This window comes from Pseudomonas sp. MT92 (assembly GCF_058792515.1).
On sequence record NZ_JBXAFA010000008.1, the window covers coordinates 20,090 to 40,527 of the forward strand.

Genomic DNA, 20,438 nt, shown 5'->3' on the forward strand with positions numbered 1-20,438 from the left:
CACCCTCGCCACAGTCATTCACATGAGCGGGACAGGGTGTTGATCAACCTTCTTCAAGCCACCAGCGCAGCGGCTTGCCTTCAGCCGGCCAGAAGCGCATCTGGTCAATCGGCGAAACGTCCCAACGCTGTACATTCTCCAGCGCCTGGAGGAAACGTTTTTCTTGCTCCATCAACGCCGGCGCGCAGAGTTTGCGGGTGCTGCCGACTTTGCCAAAACTGAGCTTGTCGCCTTCGAGCGTGTACGGCGCGAACCAGTGGTTGCAGCCGCCGCTACCGTAGGCCCGACCGTCGTCAGCGAGGGTGATGGTCAGGTGGCTGTAATCCATCAGGGGACGTTCGCCGATCCACTCCAGGATGTAGCTACGATTTTGTTGCAATTGCACCGGCTCGGCGGCGCAGCCAAACAGGCTGGCACCGACCATCGCGGTCAGAGCGAGGCGTTTCATCAAGCGGGCTCCTGGCATTTCGGGCACAGGTGTTTCTCGCCAACGGACTTCCAGCCCAGCTCGGCAATCCGCGCAGTGGCCGCAGGTTTTTCCGCTTTATTGCCCAGTTTGGCGTCGACCGCGAACTCGAAACTCAATTCTTTGGCGCAGCTGTCACAGTTCACTTGCCAGGTGTGGATCGCCAATTCACCGAACACCGGACCACTGGCCACCGCGACCCATTGGCCAGGCGGGTTGATCAGGTGGCGAACCGTTTCGACGGTCAGGCGCATGGACAAGTCCTTGGCGCCTTTGAGGGTCACGATCAGCACGTCGTTGTTACGAATCGAGCCGCCGTTGCCGGTGACTTGATAACGCCCCGGCACCAGGGCGCGGCATTCGGTGAGGGTGTGTTGCGGGTTCATCAGGTTGTAGCGAAAATCGTGTTCGACCATGGGTCCTCCAAATATGCGCGATATGCTAGCACGGGCATACACGCAGCATGGCGCGGGCATATGACCTTCGATCAGGTTCAGTCGCCCTCGACCCGGTTTTCGGGGTTGCCTGTCATCCATGCCGCGATGTTCTGCAGGGTGGTCGCGGCAATCGCGCCCAGGGCTTCGCGGGTCAGGAACGCCTGGTGCGCGGTCACGATCACGTTGGGGAACGTCAGCAGTCGCGCCAGCACATCGTCCTGCAATGGCAAGTCGGAACGGTCTTCGAAGAACAGCTGCGCTTCCTCCTCATAGACATCCAGTCCCAGATAACCCAATTGACCATCCTTCAAGGCATCGATCAACGCAGGTGTATCCACCAGGCCACCGCGTCCGGTGTTGATCAGCATCGCGCCCGGCTGCATGTGCGCCAGTGATTCGCGGTTGATCAAATGTTTGCTCTCTTTGTTGAGCGGGCAATGCAAGCTGATGATCTGCGACTCGGCCAGCAGTTGCGGCAAGCTCAGATAACGAGCGCCCAGTGCTTCGACTTCGGGGTTGGGGAAAGGGTCGTAGGCGAACAGCTTGCAACCGAAGCCGTTCATGATTCTGGCGAAGGTCGCGCCGATTTGCCCGGTGCCGACCACGCCAACAGTCTTGCCCACGAGGTCGAAGCCGGTCAGACCGTGCAGGCTGAAATCGCCTTCGCGGGTGCGGTTGTAGGCGCGGTGCAAGCGGCGGTTGAGCGCCAATATCAGTGCCACCGCATGTTCGGCCACCGCGTGCGGCGAATAGGCCGGGACGCGCACAATCGCCAGCCCCAGGCGATTCGCCGCCGCCAGGTCGACATGGTTGTAACCGGCCGAGCGCAGGGCGATCAGCCGGGTGCCGCCCGCAGCCAGGCGTTCGAGCACCGGGGCGCCGAGGTCATCATTGATGAAGGCGCAGACGACCTCGTGCTGCTCGGCCAATGCCACCGTATCGAGGCTCAGGCGTGCCGATTGAAAGTGCAGTTCGATATCGGCGGGCAGGTCTGCGGCGAGAAAACTGTCACGGTCGTAGGTCTGGCTGCTGAAAAGAATCGTGCGCATGTTGTCCTCCTGGAAAGTGCATCAGGCGTTGATACGCGCCTGGACGGCCAGGCGATTGATCGCCCGGTCGAGTTCTTCGAGAGCGCCGAAGGCCCTCGGGTCCTGTTGCTTGAGCAGGGTTTCGCTGCGCTGGCAGGCGGCGCGCAGTTGTGGAACGCCGCAATAGCGGGTGGCGCCATGCAGACGATGGACCCGCTCGATCAGGGCATTGTGGTCGTGGCTTTCCTGAGCCTGACGGATCGCTTCACGGTCGGCTTCCAGCGAGGCCAACAGCATCGCCAGCATGTCCGCCGCCAGGTCAGCCTTGCCCGCCGCCAGGCGCAAACCCTCATCGTGATCGAGCACCTGCAACTCAAAGGCACTGCCGTGGCTGTCGCCCAAGCGCTCCGGATGCTGGTTGCGCAGCGCCAGGCCACTCCATTTCAGCACCACTTGCGCCAGTTGCCGCTCGCTGATCGGTTTGGTCAGGTAGTCGTCCATGCCGCTTTGCAGCAACGCCCGTTTTTCGTTGGCCATGGCATGGGCGGTGAGGGCGATGATGGGCAAAGGCGTGCAATGACGATCGCTTTCCCACTGACGGATCGCTTCGGTGCTCTGGCGCCCATCCATGCCGGGCATCTGCACGTCCATCAGCACCAGATCGAACGTCTCGCTCTGCACCGCCTTGATCGCGGCATAACCACTTTCCACCGCGAGCACCTTGGCGCCCATGTCTTCGAGCAGGGTTTGCACCAGCAGCAGATTGGCCGGGTTGTCGTCGACGCACAGCACCTTTGGCGCGCGGCTGGAAACCGGTTCTTCGGGTTCGCTGCGCAGTTGGCGCGGGTTGATCAGATCGGATAGCGCACGACGCAGTTTACGGGTGCAGGCCGGTTTGGCCTGCAGTTGACTGTGAGGGTTGGGTACCGAGAGATGGAACAGCGTCTGCTCAGTGGTCGGGCACAGCACGAGCACTTTGCAGCCCAGGTGCTCGAGGTCCCAGATGTACTGGTTCAGGCGTTCCGGCGGCATGTCATTGCTGGTGACACCCAATACCGCCAGATCGATCGCCTGTTCGGTCTGGTGGGCGCCGGTCACGCCGTTGGTCAGGCTTTCCAGGGTGTTGAACGGTGTGACGTCGAGTCCACAGTCTTCCAATTGGTGCTGCAACGCCTGGCGGGCCAGTTCGTGGTTTTCCAGTACCGCCACGCGTCGTCCCATCAGTGGTGGGCCGGGCAGGTCTTCGGCATCGTCGCGGGTCTTGGGCAAGCTGAGGCTGATCCAGAATTCCGACCCCTCTCCCGGCGTGCTGTCGACGCCGATCTCTCCGCCCATCTGTTCGATCAGGCGCTTGGAAATCACCAGCCCCAGACCGGTGCCACCCGGTTGCCGCGCCAGCGAATTGTCGGCCTGGCTGAAGGCCTGGAACAGCGCGCGCACGTCCTGGTTAGACAGACCGATGCCGGTGTCCTGAATACTGATGCGCAGTTGCACACTGTCTTCGTGTTCGTCTTCGAGCATGGCCCGGGCGACGATGGTGCCTTCGCGGGTGAACTTGATCGCGTTGCTCACGAGGTTGGTGAGGATCTGCTTGAGCCGCAGCGGATCGCCCACCAGCGACAGCGGTGTGTCGCGGTAGACCAGGCTCACCAGTTCCAGCTGCTTGGCGTGGGCGGCGGGGGCGAGGATGGTCAGGGTGTCCTGCAGCAGGTCGCGCAGGTTGAACGGAATATGGTCGAGTACCAGTTTGCCGGCCTCGATTTTCGAGAAGTCGAGAATCTCGTTGATGATCCCCAGCAGGTTGTCGGCTGATTTTTCGATGGTACCCAGGTAGTCGAGCTGGCGCGGGGTCAGTTCGCTTTTTTGCAGCAGATGAGTGAAACCGAGAATGCCGTTGAGCGGCGTACGAATTTCATGGCTCATGTTGGCCAGGAACTCGGATTTGATCCGGCTCGCCTCCAGCGCTTCCTTGCGCGCCAGATCGAGTTCGATGTTCTGGATTTCGATGGTTTCGAGGTTCTGACGCACGTCTTCAGTGGCCTGATCGATGCTGTGCTGCAATTCTTCCTGGGCATTTTGCAGGGTGCCAGCCATGCGGTTGATCCCTGACGCCAGCTCGTCCAGCTCCTGGCTGCCGAGGGGGGGCAGACGGGTTTCCAGATGCCCATCCTTGAGCTGAGCCACGGCTTGCTTGATCTGAGTCAGCGGTCGATTGATGGTGCGGCCCATGCGCAATGCCAGCAGCGCCGCGCCACTCAGGCCGGCCGCAATCATCAACAGGCTGGCAAACAAGCTGCGATAACCGCGCAGCAACATACCGTTGTGGGACAGTTCGAGTTCGACCCAGCCCAGCAGGCGGTCGGCTTCATCGGGAATCAGGTCGCCGGCCAGGTTACGGTGCTTGCCGAATACCGGAAGCAGGTAACGCGTTGCGTCGCTGCCACTGCGGCGCAGCATTTGCGAGCCATCACCCAGCGGTGCCGGGTTGAGCATGGTCGGGCCCGCGTGGGCCAATGGCGTGCGGTCCGGCGCGAGGAAGGTCACCGCACGCACATCCGGTTGTTCCAGGGACTGCGTGGCGATGCGCTCAAGCAACTCACTGTTCTTGTGCCCCATGGCCGGAGCCACCAGCGGTGCCAGTTGCTCGGCGATCATTTCGCCGCGCTGCATGAGTTGGGTTTGCAGGTCGGATTGCTGCATCCAGGTAAAATAACCGCCCAGAACCAAGGCCATCAGGCTGGTCGGCAACAGGGTCAGCAACAGCACGCGGCCTTTAATTCCCAGTTTCTTGAGCACGCATCTCTCCTGCATCCCGCTATTTATAGAGCTGCACGTGCATCCGGCACGTACCACTTGCGCAGTGTAGCGATTTGCAGGCGGGCAATCTTTGTAAAATTGATGTCGTCATTCGTCGGTCAGCCCGACACTTTTGCGTTGAGGACCTGGCCTCGGGTTGCCGTCGTCGGCGCAATCTTGAATAATTGTCAACTGAGAATTATTTGCAGATACTCATGACGCCCATTGCAGCTGGCTCCCCCCGCATCCTTTCCATTGAAGACGACCTCGTCCTTGGTGCTTATGTTCATGAGCATCTGGGCCGTAGCGGCTTTCAGGTGACCTGGTGCCAGAACGGCCAGGAAGGCCTGAACGCGGCCCGCGAGCAAGCGTTCGATGTGGTGCTGATGGATATTTTGCTGCCGGGGCTGGATGGATTGTCGGTGCTGACGCAACTGCGCCGGAGCCATTCCACTCCAGTGTTATTGATGTCCGCGCTCGGCGCCGAGGCGGATCGGATCAGCGGCTTTCGTTTGGGTGCCGATGATTACTTGCCCAAACCCTTCAGCATGGTCGAGTTGCGGGTGCGAATCGAGGCGATCCTGCGCCGGGTCGCACTCGACCGGCGGCCGATGCCGGAAGCGATTGCTCCTGCGGTGGACAGTCTGCGTTTCGATGATGAGCGCTTCGACGTCATTTATGGCGGGCAGGCTGCCGGCCTGACCCGTAGCGAATATCGGCTGCTGGAAACCCTGAATCGCAATGGCGACGAAGTGTTGAGCAAGGCCTTCCTTTATCAGCATGTGCTGCAACGCGGCTACGCAGCCCATGATCGTAGTCTGGACATGCACATCAGCCAGATTCGCCGCAAGCTCAAGGCCATCGATTACAGCGAGCGGGAAGTGCGCACGGTCTGGGGCAAGGGTTACACCTTGAGTCTCAGTGATGACCTATAACTTGCCGGGCCGGCATTCGCTGTTCTGGAAACTGGCTTGCCTGTTAGTGGCGTTCTGTTTGCTGATGATCTGGTTGAGTTGGTCCTGGGGGCGCTATATGGAAGAGCAAAACCAGTATCTGTCAGATGAGGCACGCAGCACCTTGAACCGCTATGCCTCCGAAGCCGAGCAGGCGTGGCAGCAGGGGCGGCAGGCGGGCGTCGATGGCTGGTTGAAAAATATGCAACTGCAGGAGTCGGGCTGGGTTGGCGTCATCGATGGAGATTTGCAGTCGCTGAGCAGCCAGCCTCTGACCGACGAGGAAGTCCAGCACCTGACCTTTCTGCGTCGTGTCGATTGGCCCATTCACCGCAAGGGCCTGCCGTGGCTGCGTCTGCCGTTTCCCGGCGATCCGTACGCCGGCAGCCTGGTCATCGAGTTGCCCCAGCGGTTCATGCCGGGGCGCTACAAAGTCTTCTGGCGTGTGATCACCAATGGGGTGATTCCGGGGCTGTTCACATTACTGCTGTGTGTCGGCCTTTACCGCCTGCTGGTGGTGCCGCTCAATCACCTGCGTGAACAGGCCAATGCCTGGCGTGCGGACCAATTAAATGTGCGGCTGTCGAGCAGCACCACCAATCGTGCGGATGAATTGGGCGAGCTGGGCAGGGCGTTCGATCACATGTCCGAGCGCCTGCAAAGCACGGTCGCTTTGCAACAGCAATTGCTGCGCGATCTGTCCCATGAATTGCGCACGCCGCTGAGCCGCCTGCGAGTAGCCAGTGAAAGCGAGGAAGACCTGGAGCCGTTGCGCGAGCGCATTGGCCGTGAGATCGATGGCATGCAGCGCCTGGTGGAAGACACGCTTCAACTGGCCTGGCTCGACACCGAACGCACCCGACTGCCCGATGAAGCGATCCAGGTTCAGGCGCTATGGGAAATGCTCACCGAAAACGCCTGCTATGAAAGTGGCTGGCCGGAAGCGCAGTTGCAATGTTCAGTGGATGAGTCCTGCTGGGTACGCGGCCATCTCAACACCTTGGCCCAGGCCCTGGAAAACATGCTGCGTAACGCCATTCGACATTCACCCGCTGGCGGCGTTGTCCATCTCGGCGGTCGGCGTGATGGCAACTACTGGCATTTATGGCTGGAAGATCAGGGCGGTGGCGTGGCGCAGGAAGATCTGGAGCGGATCTTCCTGCCGTTCACACGACTCGATGGTTCGCGGCCGGGGAATGGCGGGTTTGGGTTGGGGTTGAGCATCGCGAGGAATGCCGTGCTGCGTCAAGGTGGGGAAATCTGGGCGGAGAACGCCGGGAAGGGGCTGCGGATGAGTATGCGCTTATTGGCTGATGATGCATTCGCGAGCAAACATATTCTTCCGAATTCACCCTTATGCCTATAAGCCATAAGCACCACACTTTGCGTGATATGGCCTGACCCGGTTTGCCGGTATGATAGGCGCCCCCGCAGTCTGGATTGCGAATACGCCATGACCTTGCAGTACCCAACCATCGCCGATTGCGTCGGCAACACTCCGCTGGTCCGTTTGCAGCGCTTGCCCGGCACTACCAGCAACACCCTTTTGCTCAAGCTCGAAGGGAACAACCCGGCGGGTTCGGTCAAGGACCGTCCGGCGCTGTCAATGATCACTCGCGCCGAGCTGCGCGGGCAGATCCACGCCGGCGATACGCTGATCGAGGCGACCTCGGGTAATACCGGAATCGCGCTGGCCATGGCCGCCGCGATCAAGGGTTACAAGATGATCCTGATCATGCCGGACAACTCCAGCGCCGAACGCAAGGCGGCCATGACCGCCTACGGTGCCGAACTGATTCTGGTCAGTCAGGAAGAAGGCATGGAAGGCGCCCGCGACCTTGCTCAGCGCATGGAGGCCGAAGGCCGTGGCAAGGTGCTGGATCAGTTCGCCAACGGCGACAACCCCGAGGCGCACTACACCACCACTGGCCCGGAAATCTGGTGTCAGACCCAGGGCACCATCACCCATTTCGTCAGCTCCATGGGCACCACTGGTACGATCATGGGCGTCTCGCGCTATTTGAAAGAGCAGAGCGAGAGCGTGCAGATCATCGGCCTGCAGCCAATGGAAGGCTCGGCGATCCCGGGCATCCGTCGCTGGCCCCAGGAGTATCTGCCGAAGATCTACCAGGCCGATCGTGTGGACCGTATCGTCGACATGGCCCAAAGCGAAGCCGAAGACGTGACCCGTCGCCTGGCCCGCGAAGAAGGCATTTTCTGCGGCGTATCCTCGGGCGGTGCCGTGGCGGCAATGCTGCGTCTGTCCAAAGAAGTTGAAAACGCGGTGATCGTCGCGATCATCTGCGACCGTGGCGACCGTTACCTGTCGACCGGCATTTTCGACGCGCCCAACTGATGGCCAAGCACGAGAGAGGCCTGCGCTTCCAGCCCACCGGCGGCAGCAAGGCCCCGCAAGTCCCGACCGGCAAAAAGCAGCGCCTGACCATCGAGCGCCTGGCCAATGACGGTCGCGGTATCGCGTTTTTCGAAGGCCGCACCTGGTTCGTCATCGGCGCGTTGGCCGGTGAAGAAATCGAGGCGCGCGTGCTCGGTGCCCACGGCAAAGTGGTTGAGGCACGCACCGAACGGGTGTTCAAGGCCAGCGAGCTGCGCCGACCGATGCCGTGCGCCCATGCAGGGCGTTGCGGTGGCTGCAGCGTGCAGCATTTGCCACACAACGAACAACTTGCCCTCAAACAGCGCATGCTCGCCGAGCAATTGTCTAAGGTCGCTGGCGTCGAACCCGAAGAATGGGCGGCGCCTTTGAGCGGTCCGGAATTCGCTTATCGTCGCCGTGCCCGAGTGGCTGTGCGCTGGGACATGAAGGCGAAAAAACTCGAAGTGGGATTTCGCGCCGCCGGCAGCCAGGACATCGTCGCCATCGATCAATGCCCGGTGCTGGTACAACCCTTGCAGCCCATCATGACCGGCTTGCCGGAAATGCTGCGGCGCTTGAGCAAGCCTCAGGCGCTTGGTCATGTGGAGTTGTTCAGCGGTTCATCGCTGGCCGTGTTGCTGCGGCACATGGCGCCGCTGTCCGAAAGTGACATGACCATCCTCAAGGATTTCTGCGCGCTGCATCAAGCTCAGTTATGGCTGCACGGTGACGGCGAGCCGCAACCGGTCGAGGCCGGCCAGTCGTTGGGCTATCGCCTGGAATCGTGGAATCTGGAGCTGGCCTATCGGCCAGGGGATTTCATTCAGGTCAACGCCGGAGTCAACGAAGCGATGGTTGCCCAGGCGCTGGAATGGTTGAAGCCGACAGCGGATGAACGGGTTCTCGACCTGTTCTGTGGCCTGGGCAACTTTGCCTTGCCGCTGGCGCAGTCCGTACGTGAGGTGGTAGCAGTGGAAGGTGTGCAGGTGATGGTCGAGCGGGCAGCCGCGAACGCCGTTAGCAATAATCTGCATAACGCGAAGTTTTTTCAGGCCGATTTATCCCAGCCTTTGACCGACGCCGAATGGGCCGCCGAAGGCTTTTGTGCGGTACTCTTGGACCCACCGCGTGACGGTGCTTTCGAGGTTGTGCGCAAGCTCAAATCTCTGGGCGCCGAACGGTTGGTGTATGTGTCTTGCAACCCGGCAACTCTGGCGCGCGACACGGTCGAATTGATCAAGCAGGGCTACCGGTTAAAACGTGCCGGGATTCTCGATATGTTTCCTCAGACGGCGCATGTCGAGGCCATGGCGTTATTTGAAGCGAGCTAGGATGCTCGTCTGGTCCGACTGGCCCGCCTGTGCAGCCGCGCACCAGCCCCGCGTGGGCTCACGTGCAACGAAGGTCAGCGATTTTGACGCATTGAATCTGCGTCGTAGGGAAGGTAAGCAAGATGGTACAGGTGAGAGCACACCAGCCGATCAACACCGACGGCAGTATCAATCTCGAGGCTTGGCTCGATCATGCGGTCAGTGTCGATCTGGCACTGGATCGCGAAGCCTTGAAAGAAGCCTGCGAGTACGCTCGCGAGGCCGAACAACAAGCCAATGCGGCGAAGAACCTGTGGTCGGAAGGAAACTCGAGTTTCCGCACCGGCCTTGAGATCGCCGAGATTCTCGCCGACCTCAAACTCGATCAGGATTCGCTGGTCGCCGCGGTCTTGTACCGTGGCGTACGCGAAGGCCAGATCCAATTGCCAGCGGTCAGCCAGCGCTTCGGTCCGGTGGTGGCCAAACTCATTGACGGCGTGCAACGCATGGCGGCGATCAGCGACAGCCTGAGCCCGCGTAAATCCATGGTGATGGGCGCTCAGGGCCAGGTGGAAAACCTGCGCAAAATGCTCGTGGCCATGGTCGATGACGTTCGCGTCGCGCTGATCAAACTTGCGGAACGTACCTGTGCGATTCGTGCGGTAAAAACCGCCGATGACGAGAAGCGCAACCGCGTGGCACGTGAAGTCTTCGACATCTACGCACCGCTCGCCCACCGTCTGGGTATCGGTCATATCAAATGGGAACTGGAGGACTTGTCCTTCCGTTACCTCGAGCCCGATCAGTACAAGCAGATCGCCAAGCTGCTCCATGAGCGGCGCCTGGATCGCGAGCGCTTCATCAGCGATGTGATGAGCCAGTTGAAAAACGAATTGCAGGCCACCGGTGTCGAGGCCGACATCAGCGGTCGGGCCAAACACATCTATTCGATCTGGCGCAAAATGCAGCGCAAGGGTCTGGAATTCAGCCAGATCTACGATGTGCGCGCCGTTCGCGTGTTGGTCCCGGAAATGCGCGACTGCTACACCGCGCTGGGTATCGTCCACACCCTGTGGCGGCACATTCCGAAAGAGTTCGACGACTACATCGCCAACCCCAAGGAGAACGGGTACCGCTCGCTGCACACGGCGGTGATCGGCCCGGAAGGCAAGGTGCTGGAAGTACAGATCCGCACCCACGCCATGCACGAAGAAGCCGAACTGGGTGTTTGCGCGCACTGGCGTTACAAAGGCACCGACGTCAAATCCGGCTCCAACCACTACGAAGAGAAGATTTCCTGGCTGCGTCAGGTGCTCGAGTGGCATGAAGAACTGGGCGACATCGGCGGCCTGGCGGAGCAGTTGCGGGTCGATATCGAACCCGATCGGGTCTACATCTTCACCCCTGACGGTCACGCCATCGACTTGCCGAAGGGTGCGACGCCGCTGGACTTCGCCTACCGCGTGCACACCGAGATCGGTCACAACTGCCGTGGCGCCAAGATCAACGGGCGCATCGTGCCGCTCAACTACAGCCTGCAAACCGGTGAGCAGGTCGAGATCATCACGAGCAAGCACGGAACTCCGAGCCGGGACTGGCTGAACCCGAACCTGGGTTACGTCACCACGTCACGGGCGCGGGCGAAGATCGTTCACTGGTTCAAATTGCAGGCGCGCGACCAGAACGTCGCCGCCGGCAAGACCCTGCTGGAGCGTGAACTCAATCGCCTCGGCCTGCCGCAGGTGGACTTCGACAAGCTGGCCGACAAGGCCAACATGAAGACGGCCGAGGACATGTTCGCCGCGCTTGGCGCTGGCGATCTGCGCCTGGCGCAACTGGTCAACCTGGCGCAGCAACTGGTCGAGCCGGAGCGGGGCAACGAGCAGCTGGAACTGATTCCGCGCAAGGCCACCGGTTACAAGCCGGGCAAGCGCGGCGATATCCAGATCCAGGGCGTCGGCAACCTGATGACCCAGATGGCGGGTTGCTGCCAGCCGTTGCCGGGCGATGCGATCGTCGGTTACATCACCCAGGGCCGTGGCGTGAGCATTCACCGCCAGGACTGCGCCTCGGTGCTGCAACTGGCCGGGCGCGAGCCAGAGCGAATCATCCAGGTCAGCTGGGGGCCGGTGCCGGTGCTTACTTACCCGGTGGACATCGTCATTCGCGCTTACGACCGCTCCGGTCTGCTGCGTGACGTTTCGCAGGTGCTGCTCAACGAGCGCATCAACGTGCTGGCGGTCAACACACGCTCGAACAAAGAGGACAACACTGCACTGATGTCCCTGACCATCGAGATTCCGGGCCTGGATGCGCTGGGGCGGTTGCTGGGGCGGATTTCCCAGTTGCCGAACATTATTGAGACCCGGCGTAACCGTACGCCATAAAACGGGAGCGCTTCACTGTAGGAGCGAGCCTGCTCGCGATGGACATTAACGATGACGCGTGCTGTCTGGATGAACGCACCGTCCTCTGATCCATCGCGAGCAGGCTCGCTCCAACAGGGAGCGGACAGAGATTGAACGATGTATTCACTCGAAGACCTGCTGCACCTCATGAACCGCCTGCGCGACCCGCAGTACGGTTGCCCGTGGGACATCAAGCAAACCTACGCCACCATCGTTCCACATACCCTTGAGGAAGCCTACGAGGTCGCCGACGCCATTGAGCGTGGTGACTTCGATCACTTGCAGGGTGAGTTGGGCGATCTGCTGTTCCAGGTGGTTTATTACAGCCAACTGGCCCGGGAAGAAGGGCGCTTCGAATTCGCCGGTGTGGTCGACAGCATTACCCGCAAGCTGATTCGCCGGCATCCACACGTGTTCCCCACCGGTGATCTGTATGCGCCGCTGGATGTCCCGCGCCTGAATGAAGAGCAGGTCAAACAGCGCTGGGAGGCCATCAAGGCTGAAGAGCGTGCGGAGAAATCTTTGGCGCCCGAACAACTGTCCTTGCTCGACGATGTCCCGGCTGCACTGCCGGCATTGTCCCGCTCCGCCAAATTGCAGAAGCGAGCAGGGCAGGTCGGTTTCGACTGGCCGGATGCCTTGCCGGTGCTGGACAAAGTCCGTGAAGAGCTCGATGAAATCCTGGAGGCGATGGCTGACAATGACCCCGCAGCGATTGCCGATGAAGTCGGCGATCTGTTGTTTTCAGTGGTGAATCTGGCGCGCCATCTCAAGGTCGATCCGGAAACCGCACTGCGTGGCGCCAACGGCAAGTTCGAAAGACGTTTCCGTTTCATCGAACAGGCATTGCGCGACACCCATCGTCCCATGGAAGATTGCACCCTCGAAGAGTTGGACGCCCTGTGGGGTGAAGCCAAACGCCAGGAAAAGAATTTGCCCAACTGCGGTTGAGCCGTTGCCTAAGTGAGTAATAAGCACCATGAGCATTTCCCTTCGCGACCAGTTGCTCAAAGCAGGGCTGGTCAACCAGAAGCAAGCCAAGCAGGTCAGCAAGGACAAGCAGAAGCAGCAGCGCCTTGCCCACAAGGGCCAGATTGAGCTCGACGACTCCCAGCAGCGCGCGGCACAGGAAGCCATGGCCGAGAAAGTCAAGCGCGACCAGGAGCTCAACCGTCAGCAGCAGGAAAAGGCCGAGGCCAAGGCCCGTGCCGCACAGGTCAAGCAATTGATCGAAGTCTCGCGCCTGCCGAAACTGACGACCGAGGATTACTACAACTTCGTCGACGACAAGAAGGTCAAGCGCATCTCCGTCAACACCCTGATGCGTAACAAACTCAGCAGCGGTTCGTTGGCCATCGTTCATCATGCCGGTGGTTATGAAGTGATTCCGCGCGAAGCAGCGCTGAAGATCCAGGAGCGCGACCCACAGCGCATCGTGCAGTTGAACGTGCAAACCGAAGAAGTCAGCGTTGAAGATGATCCGTACGCAGCGTACAAGATTCCTGATGATTTGATGTGGTAATCGATTCGTTGTTCTATTGGCTTTAAATGTTTGCTGGTAATTTGCGTCATTAATACATTGAGCCCGAAAGATTGTATCGATACGATCTTTCGGGTTTTCTTTTGCCCAAAAGTAACCTTCGTTAAATGGCGTTCGTCGACGGCTCTCGCTTTGAGAACGCGACGGCAGTTATAGGTGTGGGCGTGCTGTGTGGAAGGGAACAAATGGAATGAACTAAAATAAACAAGGATTTATCAATGCAAGTCAGTATTGCTTCATTACGCCAGCCAACTTTTAAGTCGCAGTTCTCCAAGGCGCGAAAGCCTGGGCAGGTCATAGACGATTATCTGACCAGTGAACTGGATGCCCGGATTGAATATCTACGACGCAAGATACGGATCGCCGCCAAGGCGGCCCGTGCAGATCATGCCGGCGCCGACTGGCTTTTCTTTACGTTGCCGGAGTTTTTCTGGAACGTGCCATGGCACGAGGTTCGCAGCGAAGCAGAACTCCATCAGTTGAACTCGGCCTATCTGGACAAGATCCCTGAGTATGTCGTGTCTTTAATGAAAGATCTGCCGGCTGAGCAATACGGCAAGATGGTTTTTCTGGGGGGGAGTTGTGCGACCCTCATCAAGGTCGGTGAGGGGGAGTCTGGTTACTACGAGGTCGTTAATTATTTGCTGGCGATGAGTAATAAAGAATATGAAGTTGACGTTCCTTTAATTTCGATGTGGCCAAAGCGTTATGTGTCAGGTATCGATTTCGGCAAGAATGTCGGATCCAGGGACGGTTATTGGTTCTTTAAACTCTTCGATGAAGTCGTCGTCAGGGTAAAAAATGTCAGTAGCGTGCGAGCCGAGCATAGTTATTTCGGCGGGTATGAAGGCAAGTTCATTAACAGTCTGGTACCGGGGTGCCCGTTCGGTATTAACCTGTGCCTGGATTACGCCGCGCTGAAAGGCGGGGAGCGCGAGAAAGAGATTGAACTGACAGGGGTGAAAATCGACTTTTTGATTGCCTGTGGCATGGATTTCGACTTCAACAAGCGTCACCCGTCCTCGGTCCAGTACTCGATCCGCAATGACGGCATGGGGGGCGGAGAGTGCGAAGTGGTGAAGCTTGAGGGTGGTCGGATCGTCAGTATTGTCCCTTCGGTAGTCATTGACGACTCCCTTCATCTGTCGGTGCTTCACATTGAATGAGTCGTGTCAGCTGGTTACAGCCTGCCCGGAAAGGGCAGGCTGCACGACGTTGGCGTCTGACTTCAACCGATTGCGAGCTCGCGTTTGCGCTCCAGCGATTCCAGTTCGGCTCTGTAGTTTTGTGCGTCGGTCTCGGAGTGGAACATCCCGACCAGCATGTCTTGTTGGTGTACATCCCACATCCGGATTCCGGCGGCTACGCCTTCGTGGGATTTATGTGAATCGTCGCGTTCAGTTACTTTGACAGTCATCTGCTAGCTCCAATCTCGGTTATCTGCAGCAAGGCGTGTGCAGGGCTTTGTTATATGTTTTGTTAGCTTGCTAAGTAAATGACAAAATTCGGTAACAGTCTTTTGCAAAATCAGACAAAGTCTCGCAGGCCTTGCAGTCTGCGACATTCAGCCGCAGCCCCTTGAGTTTCATGACAAAAGCTTCATGTTCGCCTTGAAGAAAAGCGCTGTTTAACGCTGACCAAAGTCCTCTGGGGGACCGAGCTCGCGGGTGTTGAGGGCGTGTCAGTCGACATCATTGTTGCGTGGCTAAACCGCATCGCCAGCAAGCTCGCCCCTGCAGGTGTTTACGTTTTCCAGGCAAAAAAAACGCCCCGAACCAGTCGGGGCGTTTTCGTGTGCGTCGAAGCGACGGGGTATTACTTACCCTGCCAGCGCTTCAGTACCAGCGTGGCGTTGGTGCCACCGAAACCGAAGCTGTTGCTCATGACGGTGTTGACCGCGACATCTTCGCGAGTTTTGGTCAGGACTGGCAGGTCAGCCACTTCTGGGTCCAGCTCGTCGATGTTGGCGGAACCCGCCATGAAGTTGCCTTCCATCATCAGCATGCAGTAGATCGCTTCGTGAACGCCGGCGGCGCCCAGGGAGTGACCTGACAGGCTCTTGGTAGAGCTGATGGCCGGCGCCTTGTCACCAAAGACTGCGCGCACACCTTTCATTTCCGCGACGTCGCCGACCGGAGTCGAGGTGCCGTGGGTGTTCAGGTAGTCGATTGGAGCATCAACGGTGGACATCGCCATCTGCATGCAGCGGATGGCGCCTTCGCCGCTTGGGGCGACCATGTCGTAGCCGTCGGAGGTCGCGCCGTAGCCAACGATTTCCGCGTAGATCTTCGCGCCACGGGCCAGAGCGTGTTCCAGTTCCTCCACCACGACCATGCCGCCACCACCGGCGATCACGAAACCGTCACGGTCGGCGTCGTAGGCACGGGAGGCTTTTTCCGGGGTGTCGTTGCGCTTGCTGGACAGTGCGCCCATGGCGTCGAACAGGAACGACTGGCTCCAGTGTTCTTCTTCACCGCCGCCGGCGAACACGATGTCCTGCTTGCCCATCTGGATCTGTTCCATGGCGGTACCGATGCAGTGAGCACTGGTGGCGCAGGCGGAAGCGATGGAGTAGTTCAGGCCCTTGATCTTGAATGGCGTGGCCAGGCAAGCGGAAACGGTGCTGCTCATGGTCCGCGTTACGCGGTACGGGCCGACACGCTTGACGCCTTTCTCGCGCAGGATGTCCAGCGCTTCCATCTGGTTCAGCGTGGAGGCGCCACCGGAACCGGCGATCAGGCCGGTACGCGGGTTGGACACTTGCTCTTCGGTCAGGCCGGAGTCAGCGATGGCATCTTTCATGGCCAGGTAGGCGTAAGCCGCCGCGTGGCCGACGAAGCGATAGATCTTGCGATCGATCAGCTCTTCGAGGGGAAGGTCGATGGAGCCGGAAACCTGGCTACGCAGACCCATTTCAGCATATTCCGGGTTGAACCGGATGCCAGGGCGGCTTGCACGCAGGTTAGCGGAGACGGTCTCTTTGTCATTGCCCAGGCACGAAACAATGCCCAGACCAGTGATAACGACGCGGCGCATGCGGATAACCCTTAGAAGTTGTCAGTGGAGGTGAAAACGCCGACCCGGAGGCCTTCGGCGGTGTAGATCTCGCGACCGTCGACAGTGACCGAACCATCAGCGATGGCCAGGTTCAGCTTGCCCTTGAGCACGCGTTTGATATGGATGTTGTAGGTCACTTTCTTGGCGGTCGGCAGGACCTGACCGAAGAATTTCACTTCGCCCGAACCCAGGGCGCGACCGCGGCCCGGCAGGCCTTGCCAGCCGAGGAAAAAGCCGACCAGTTGCCACATGGCGTCAAGGCCCAGGCAGCCTGGCATCACCGGATCACCTTCGAAGTGGCAGGCGAAAAACCACAGGTCCGGAGTGATATCCAGCTCGGCGACCAATTCACCTTTGCCGTACTTGCCACCCTCTTCGCTGATCAGGGTGATGCGATCAACCATCAGCATGTTGGGGGCGGGCAGTTGCGCGTTACCTGGGCCGAACAGCTCACCGCGACTGCAGCGCAGCAGGTCTTCCCGGGTAAAGGCTTTTTGTTTGGTCATGCGAGCTCCTCAATAGTCCCATGCGGCAGGTGGGGCAAATCTTCCCGGCCGATCGAAGCGTTCATGCCTCGAGCCGGCAGCCTACTCATAGACTATTGCGTTGTGGTGAAAGTCACAGCACCAAGGACATGAATGTACACTTGTGCACTGAAATTTTTATTCAAGCCCCTTTTCGGGCCTGTTCGGGTGCCTAAGACTGCCGCACTTTCGCGTTTCACGCCAGTCGCAGATGCTTCAAAGGCCTGTACTACTGCACCCAGCGCTGCAGAATTTGCTGAAGATCAACACGTTTGAAGGGCTTGGCCAGGTAATCGTTCATCCCTGCCGATAAACAGGCTTCCCGGTCGCCCTGCAAGGCATTGGCGGTCAGGGCGATGATCGGCAGGTCGGAACAGCCGGGCAGTTGGCGGATCTGTCGGGTGGCTTCGTAGCCGTCGATGATCGGCAGTCGGCAGTCCATCAGGATCGCTTCGAAGATCAGGCTCTCGGCACTGCGAACAGCCTGCGCGCCATCGACGGCGACGCTGACGGTAAAGCCCAGGCTGCGCAACATGGCTTCGATGACGGTCTGATTGACCGGGTTGTCCTCGACCAGCAACACATTGCGTCCTTCACCATCGCCATTGCCACTCGGCGCGCGCGAAGACAGTACGGGCAGCGGCTGTTGATAGAGCGCCAGCGGGATTTCCAGGGTGAACACCGAGCCTCTACCTTCTTCGCTCTGGGCACGCAAGGTGCCGCCCATGCGTTCGGCGAGGGTGCGGGCTATTGGCAAGCCCAGGCCGGTGCCGCCGTAACGCCTTGAAATAGAACTGTCGGCCTGCTGGAACGCATTGAACATCAATTCCAGGCTTTCGGGCGAAATGCCGATCCCGCTGTCGCGAACGGTGCAGGTGAACCACAACAATTGGTGATCCAGTGATTGCCACTGGGATTCGATGGTCACCCGGCCCTGCTCGGTGAACTTCAACGCGTTGCCGACCAGGTTGACCAGAATCTGCCGGATGCGCGTCGGGTCGCCCTGTACCTGCAACCCCCGCATGTCTTCGGGGATCTGCAACTGCAGATCGAGCCCGCGCTGCGCGGCGCTGTGCTGGAACGACTGGGCGCACGCAGCGATCAGGTCCGCGAGGTTGAACGGAATATGTTCCAGCTCCAGTTCCGAGCGTTCTATACGTGAGAAATCCAGAATGTCGTTGATGACTTTCAACAGGTGTTCGGTGGATTCCGAGGCCAGTGCCGCGTATTCGACCTGCTCTTCAGTCATGTCAGTGGTTTCCAGCAACTGCAGCATGCCCAGCACGCCATTCATGGGCGTGCGCAGTTCGTGGCTCATCATCGCGAGGAAATCCGACTTGGCATTGTTGGCCTTTTCCGCTTCTTCGCGGGTCTGGATCAGTTGCGCCATTGCCTGTTGCTGTTTGCGGCTGGCCTGTTCGAGGCCGCTGGCGAGGTTGTTGATGTGTTGTGACAGGGCGCCCAGCTCGGTGTCATCGACGATGGGCAGGGGTGTTTTGAAGTCGCCGTTCTGAATCGCCTTGACCGCATCGCCGATGTCGCGGATCGGTTGCGACAGGCTCCCTGCCAGACGCCGGGCGATCAGGAAGGTAAACAACAGTGCGAACAGCGCCAGGATGCCGGCCTTGAGCAGGATTTCCTGCTGGCGTTGACTGAATGCATCACTGGACAGACCGACGATGACCCGGCCCAGATAGTCTTCGGAGGGAGCCGTAGCCGTGCTCTTGCCACTCTGGAAAAAATCATTGTGCAGCGGCACCTGTTGCAGCCGCACCGGTGCCTGGAACACATCGACCTGATGCGGGCGATTGTGGCTTTCCGACGGTTGTTCGACGTACGCCAGAATCCGGTTGGCGCTGTCCTGGATTTCCAGGAAGCGCACATGGGGCGTGGCCAGCGAGGCCTTGAGCAGGCTTTCGAGCACCTCGTTGTTGCCGGAAATCACTCCGTATTCGGTCGCCGGGGCCAGTTGGTTGGCGATCAACTGGCCGGTGTGGTTGAGCTCCTGGCGCAGGTCCTGGATCCGCACGAACGTGAAGAAGGTGATTAACAGCAATGTCAGCAGCAGGGCAGGGCCGAGGCTGATGAGCTGGGTCCGGGTATTGATGTCCCAGCGACGGCGGAAGCTCATGGGTGGCGTTCTCCTTCAGCCAACAGGGCTGCGACAGACGCTTCATTGATCTGTTCAATACCTAGCGAGCGAGCCACCTGTGCGTTGCTTGAAACTTTGAAGCGCGACGGGTAGTGCGAGCGTGGCCAACTGGCGGGTGGCTGGTCGAGCAGGTTGTCGAGGGTCGCCAGCCAATCGCTCTGATCACTGTAGGTGCTGGCCAGGCTCCCGGCCTTGACGAACCCGGCATTGGGGCCGATCAGCGCCAGTTGCCGGGCATAGCTGCTGAGTAACAGGTTTTTCGCGGTTTTCGGGTTGTACAGGTCGGGATCGTCGAGGCCCAGCAACACATCGCTGTTTTTCAGCAACGCTTGCAGCGGACGGCTGTCGTGGGTGTTGTCCCAGCGCTCGGTGACCACCTCAAGGCCCAGTGGCAGAGCCGCCTTGCGCAATTCTTTAAGCAGGAATTCACTGTGGTTGTCGTACAGCACGCCAATCCGTTTGACCTGAGGCAGGAGGATTCGGGCCAGGCGCAATTGGCGACCCGGCGGGGGGTCGCTCCAGAGCAGGCTGAGGCGGGGCGCCGGGGTGTCACCCAGTCGTTGCTGTGCTTGCAGTCGGCTGATGCGCAGCACCAGCGTCGGTGGGCCTTGGGTATCTTGCAGGCGCCAGTCGAGGCTCGGCAGGTCGAGCAGAATCAAGCGGATATCGCCGTGAAGCTCGCCCGGTGGCGGAAGCTCGGCCACTGGTTGAAAGCGTACGTTGTCGCCCGGTCGCAGTTCGCGCAGGGCCTGGGTGAAGGATTGCACGCCGGGGCTGCCTTCAATACCGGTCAGCAGAATGTCTGCGGCCTGGACCATCGGGCTGTTCAGCCAGCCACTGACCACCAGGCACAGCAGGGCCAGCAGGTGGCCGAAGGTGGGCGGCTTGCGGGTCCGGGCAGGCAGCATTTAAAACGCCAGCTCCGCACTGAAGTACATCGCTCGACGCTCGTCGTCGTAGAACAGCTTCATATCCATGGCCAGGCTCCATTCGGCGAAAAAACCGTTATAGCCCAGTTCGCGGGAGCGCATGTGTTCTTGATCGAGGTTGCCGGCGCCGCGCGTCTGGACGAAATAGCGGGCGCTGGACCGGCCATAGGCTGCAGGTGGGTGACCCGGTAGCGCCGGTTGACGTGGTTTTTGAACAGGTCCGGCGAGCTGAAGGCCAGCGCCAATAGCCGCGGCGAGCGAGGTGAAGGGGAACCCAGGGGCACAACACTTCCTTGTTAGCGAGTGATGGCGCGCATGTTAACCGAGCCGTACGACTTTTCTACTCACGATGTCAGCGTCTTCCACGGTTTTATCGGACTTTTTTGTACGTGCGCCGCTAAATGACGCGGGGGCTGGCCGCCACCGGGCCGCTCCGTATAATGCCGACATCGCCACTGGTA

Annotated in this window: 17 protein-coding genes and 1 pseudogene; 8 read left to right on the forward strand and 10 right to left on the reverse strand. The window is 59.7% G+C overall.

Going from position 1 to position 20,438, the window contains the following annotated elements:
* Positions 1–43: 43 nt before the first annotated feature.
* From AC1Q6D_RS16115 to AC1Q6D_RS16130, 4 genes are all read right to left on the reverse strand, one after another.
* Complete coding sequence (locus tag AC1Q6D_RS16115; RefSeq protein WP_047532250.1) at positions 44–448, reverse strand: META domain-containing protein; 405 nt, start codon at positions 446–448, stop codon at positions 44–46.
* Positions 448–882: a hypothetical protein gene (locus AC1Q6D_RS16120; RefSeq protein ID WP_090464336.1), complete on the reverse strand. Its 435-nt coding sequence runs from the start codon at positions 880–882 to the stop codon at positions 448–450. The genes AC1Q6D_RS16115 and AC1Q6D_RS16120 overlap by 1 nt, the downstream gene beginning before the upstream one ends.
* Positions 883–959: 77 nt before the next feature.
* Positions 960–1,952: a 2-hydroxyacid dehydrogenase gene (locus tag AC1Q6D_RS16125; protein WP_103404907.1), complete on the reverse strand. Its 993-nt coding sequence runs from the start codon at positions 1,950–1,952 to the stop codon at positions 960–962.
* 21 nt (positions 1,953–1,973) lie between these two features.
* Positions 1,974–4,727 carry a response regulator gene (locus AC1Q6D_RS16130; RefSeq protein ID WP_103404908.1) on the reverse strand — a complete coding sequence of 918 codons (2,754 nt, stop codon included), beginning with the start codon at positions 4,725–4,727 and terminating at the stop codon, positions 1,974–1,976.
* 215 nt (positions 4,728–4,942) lie between these two features.
* On the opposite strand from AC1Q6D_RS16130, the gene AC1Q6D_RS16135 reads away from it, so the two are divergent.
* The 8 genes from AC1Q6D_RS16135 (at position 4,943) to AC1Q6D_RS16170 (ending at position 14,481) form a co-directional block, all read left to right on the forward strand.
* The gene (locus AC1Q6D_RS16135) at positions 4,943–5,662 is read left to right on the forward strand and encodes a response regulator transcription factor (protein WP_103404909.1); all 720 of its coding nucleotides are present in this window, start codon (positions 4,943–4,945) and stop codon (positions 5,660–5,662) included.
* Entirely contained in the window at positions 5,652–7,046 is a 1,395-nt protein-coding gene (locus AC1Q6D_RS16140; protein WP_103404910.1) for a sensor histidine kinase, read from the forward strand. Before AC1Q6D_RS16135 ends, AC1Q6D_RS16140 begins: the two co-directional genes overlap by 11 nt.
* Positions 7,047–7,133: 87 nt before the next feature.
* On the forward strand, positions 7,134–8,036 hold the full coding sequence (gene cysM, locus AC1Q6D_RS16145) for a cysteine synthase CysM (RefSeq protein WP_103404911.1): 903 nt from the start codon (positions 7,134–7,136) through the stop codon (positions 8,034–8,036).
* Positions 8,036–9,388 carry a 23S rRNA (uracil(1939)-C(5))-methyltransferase RlmD gene (rlmD, locus tag AC1Q6D_RS16150; protein ID WP_103404912.1) on the forward strand — a complete coding sequence of 451 codons (1,353 nt, stop codon included), beginning with the start codon at positions 8,036–8,038 and terminating at the stop codon, positions 9,386–9,388. The genes cysM and rlmD overlap by 1 nt, the downstream gene beginning before the upstream one ends.
* A gap of 122 nt (positions 9,389–9,510) precedes the next feature.
* Entirely contained in the window at positions 9,511–11,754 is a 2,244-nt protein-coding gene (relA, locus tag AC1Q6D_RS16155) for a GTP diphosphokinase (protein WP_103404913.1), read from the forward strand.
* 138 nt (positions 11,755–11,892) lie between these two features.
* Positions 11,893–12,726, forward strand: coding sequence for a nucleoside triphosphate pyrophosphohydrolase (gene mazG / locus AC1Q6D_RS16160; protein WP_103404914.1), 834 nt, complete (start codon positions 11,893–11,895; stop codon positions 12,724–12,726).
* 28 nt (positions 12,727–12,754) lie between these two features.
* A complete protein-coding gene (locus tag AC1Q6D_RS16165; RefSeq protein WP_007988773.1) occupies positions 12,755–13,297 on the forward strand; it encodes a DUF2058 domain-containing protein in 543 nt (180 codons plus the stop codon).
* Positions 13,298–13,533: 236 nt separating this feature from the next.
* Positions 13,534–14,481, forward strand: a complete 948-nt coding sequence (locus AC1Q6D_RS16170; RefSeq protein ID WP_103404915.1) for a hypothetical protein — start codon at positions 13,534–13,536, stop codon at positions 14,479–14,481.
* A 62-nt stretch (positions 14,482–14,543) separates the two neighbouring features.
* On the opposite strand, the gene AC1Q6D_RS16175 is transcribed toward AC1Q6D_RS16170, so the two are convergent.
* From AC1Q6D_RS16175 to AC1Q6D_RS16200, 6 genes and pseudogenes are all read right to left on the reverse strand, one after another.
* The gene (locus AC1Q6D_RS16175; protein ID WP_047532226.1) at positions 14,544–14,732 is read right to left on the reverse strand and encodes a hypothetical protein; all 189 of its coding nucleotides are present in this window, start codon (positions 14,730–14,732) and stop codon (positions 14,544–14,546) included.
* Positions 14,733–15,130: 398 nt separating this feature from the next.
* Positions 15,131–16,351: a beta-ketoacyl-ACP synthase I gene (gene fabB / locus AC1Q6D_RS16180; RefSeq protein WP_047532224.1), complete on the reverse strand. Its 1,221-nt coding sequence runs from the start codon at positions 16,349–16,351 to the stop codon at positions 15,131–15,133.
* A gap of 11 nt (positions 16,352–16,362) precedes the next feature.
* Positions 16,363–16,878 (reverse strand): 3-hydroxyacyl-[acyl-carrier-protein] dehydratase FabA, encoded by a 516-nt coding sequence (fabA, locus tag AC1Q6D_RS16185; RefSeq protein ID WP_047532222.1) that lies wholly within the window; start codon positions 16,876–16,878, stop codon positions 16,363–16,365.
* Between the two features lie 247 nt (positions 16,879–17,125).
* Complete coding sequence (locus AC1Q6D_RS16190; protein ID WP_103404916.1) at positions 17,126–19,027, reverse strand: ATP-binding protein; 1,902 nt, start codon at positions 19,025–19,027, stop codon at positions 17,126–17,128.
* Entirely contained in the window at positions 19,024–19,956 is a 933-nt protein-coding gene (locus tag AC1Q6D_RS16195) for an ABC transporter substrate-binding protein (protein ID WP_103404917.1), read from the reverse strand. Before AC1Q6D_RS16195 ends, AC1Q6D_RS16190 begins: the two co-directional genes overlap by 4 nt.
* A 42-nt stretch (positions 19,957–19,998) precedes the next feature.
* A pseudogene (locus tag AC1Q6D_RS16200) lies at positions 19,999–20,213 on the reverse strand (TonB-dependent receptor); the annotation flags it as partial.
* Positions 20,214–20,438: the final 225 nt, after the last annotated feature.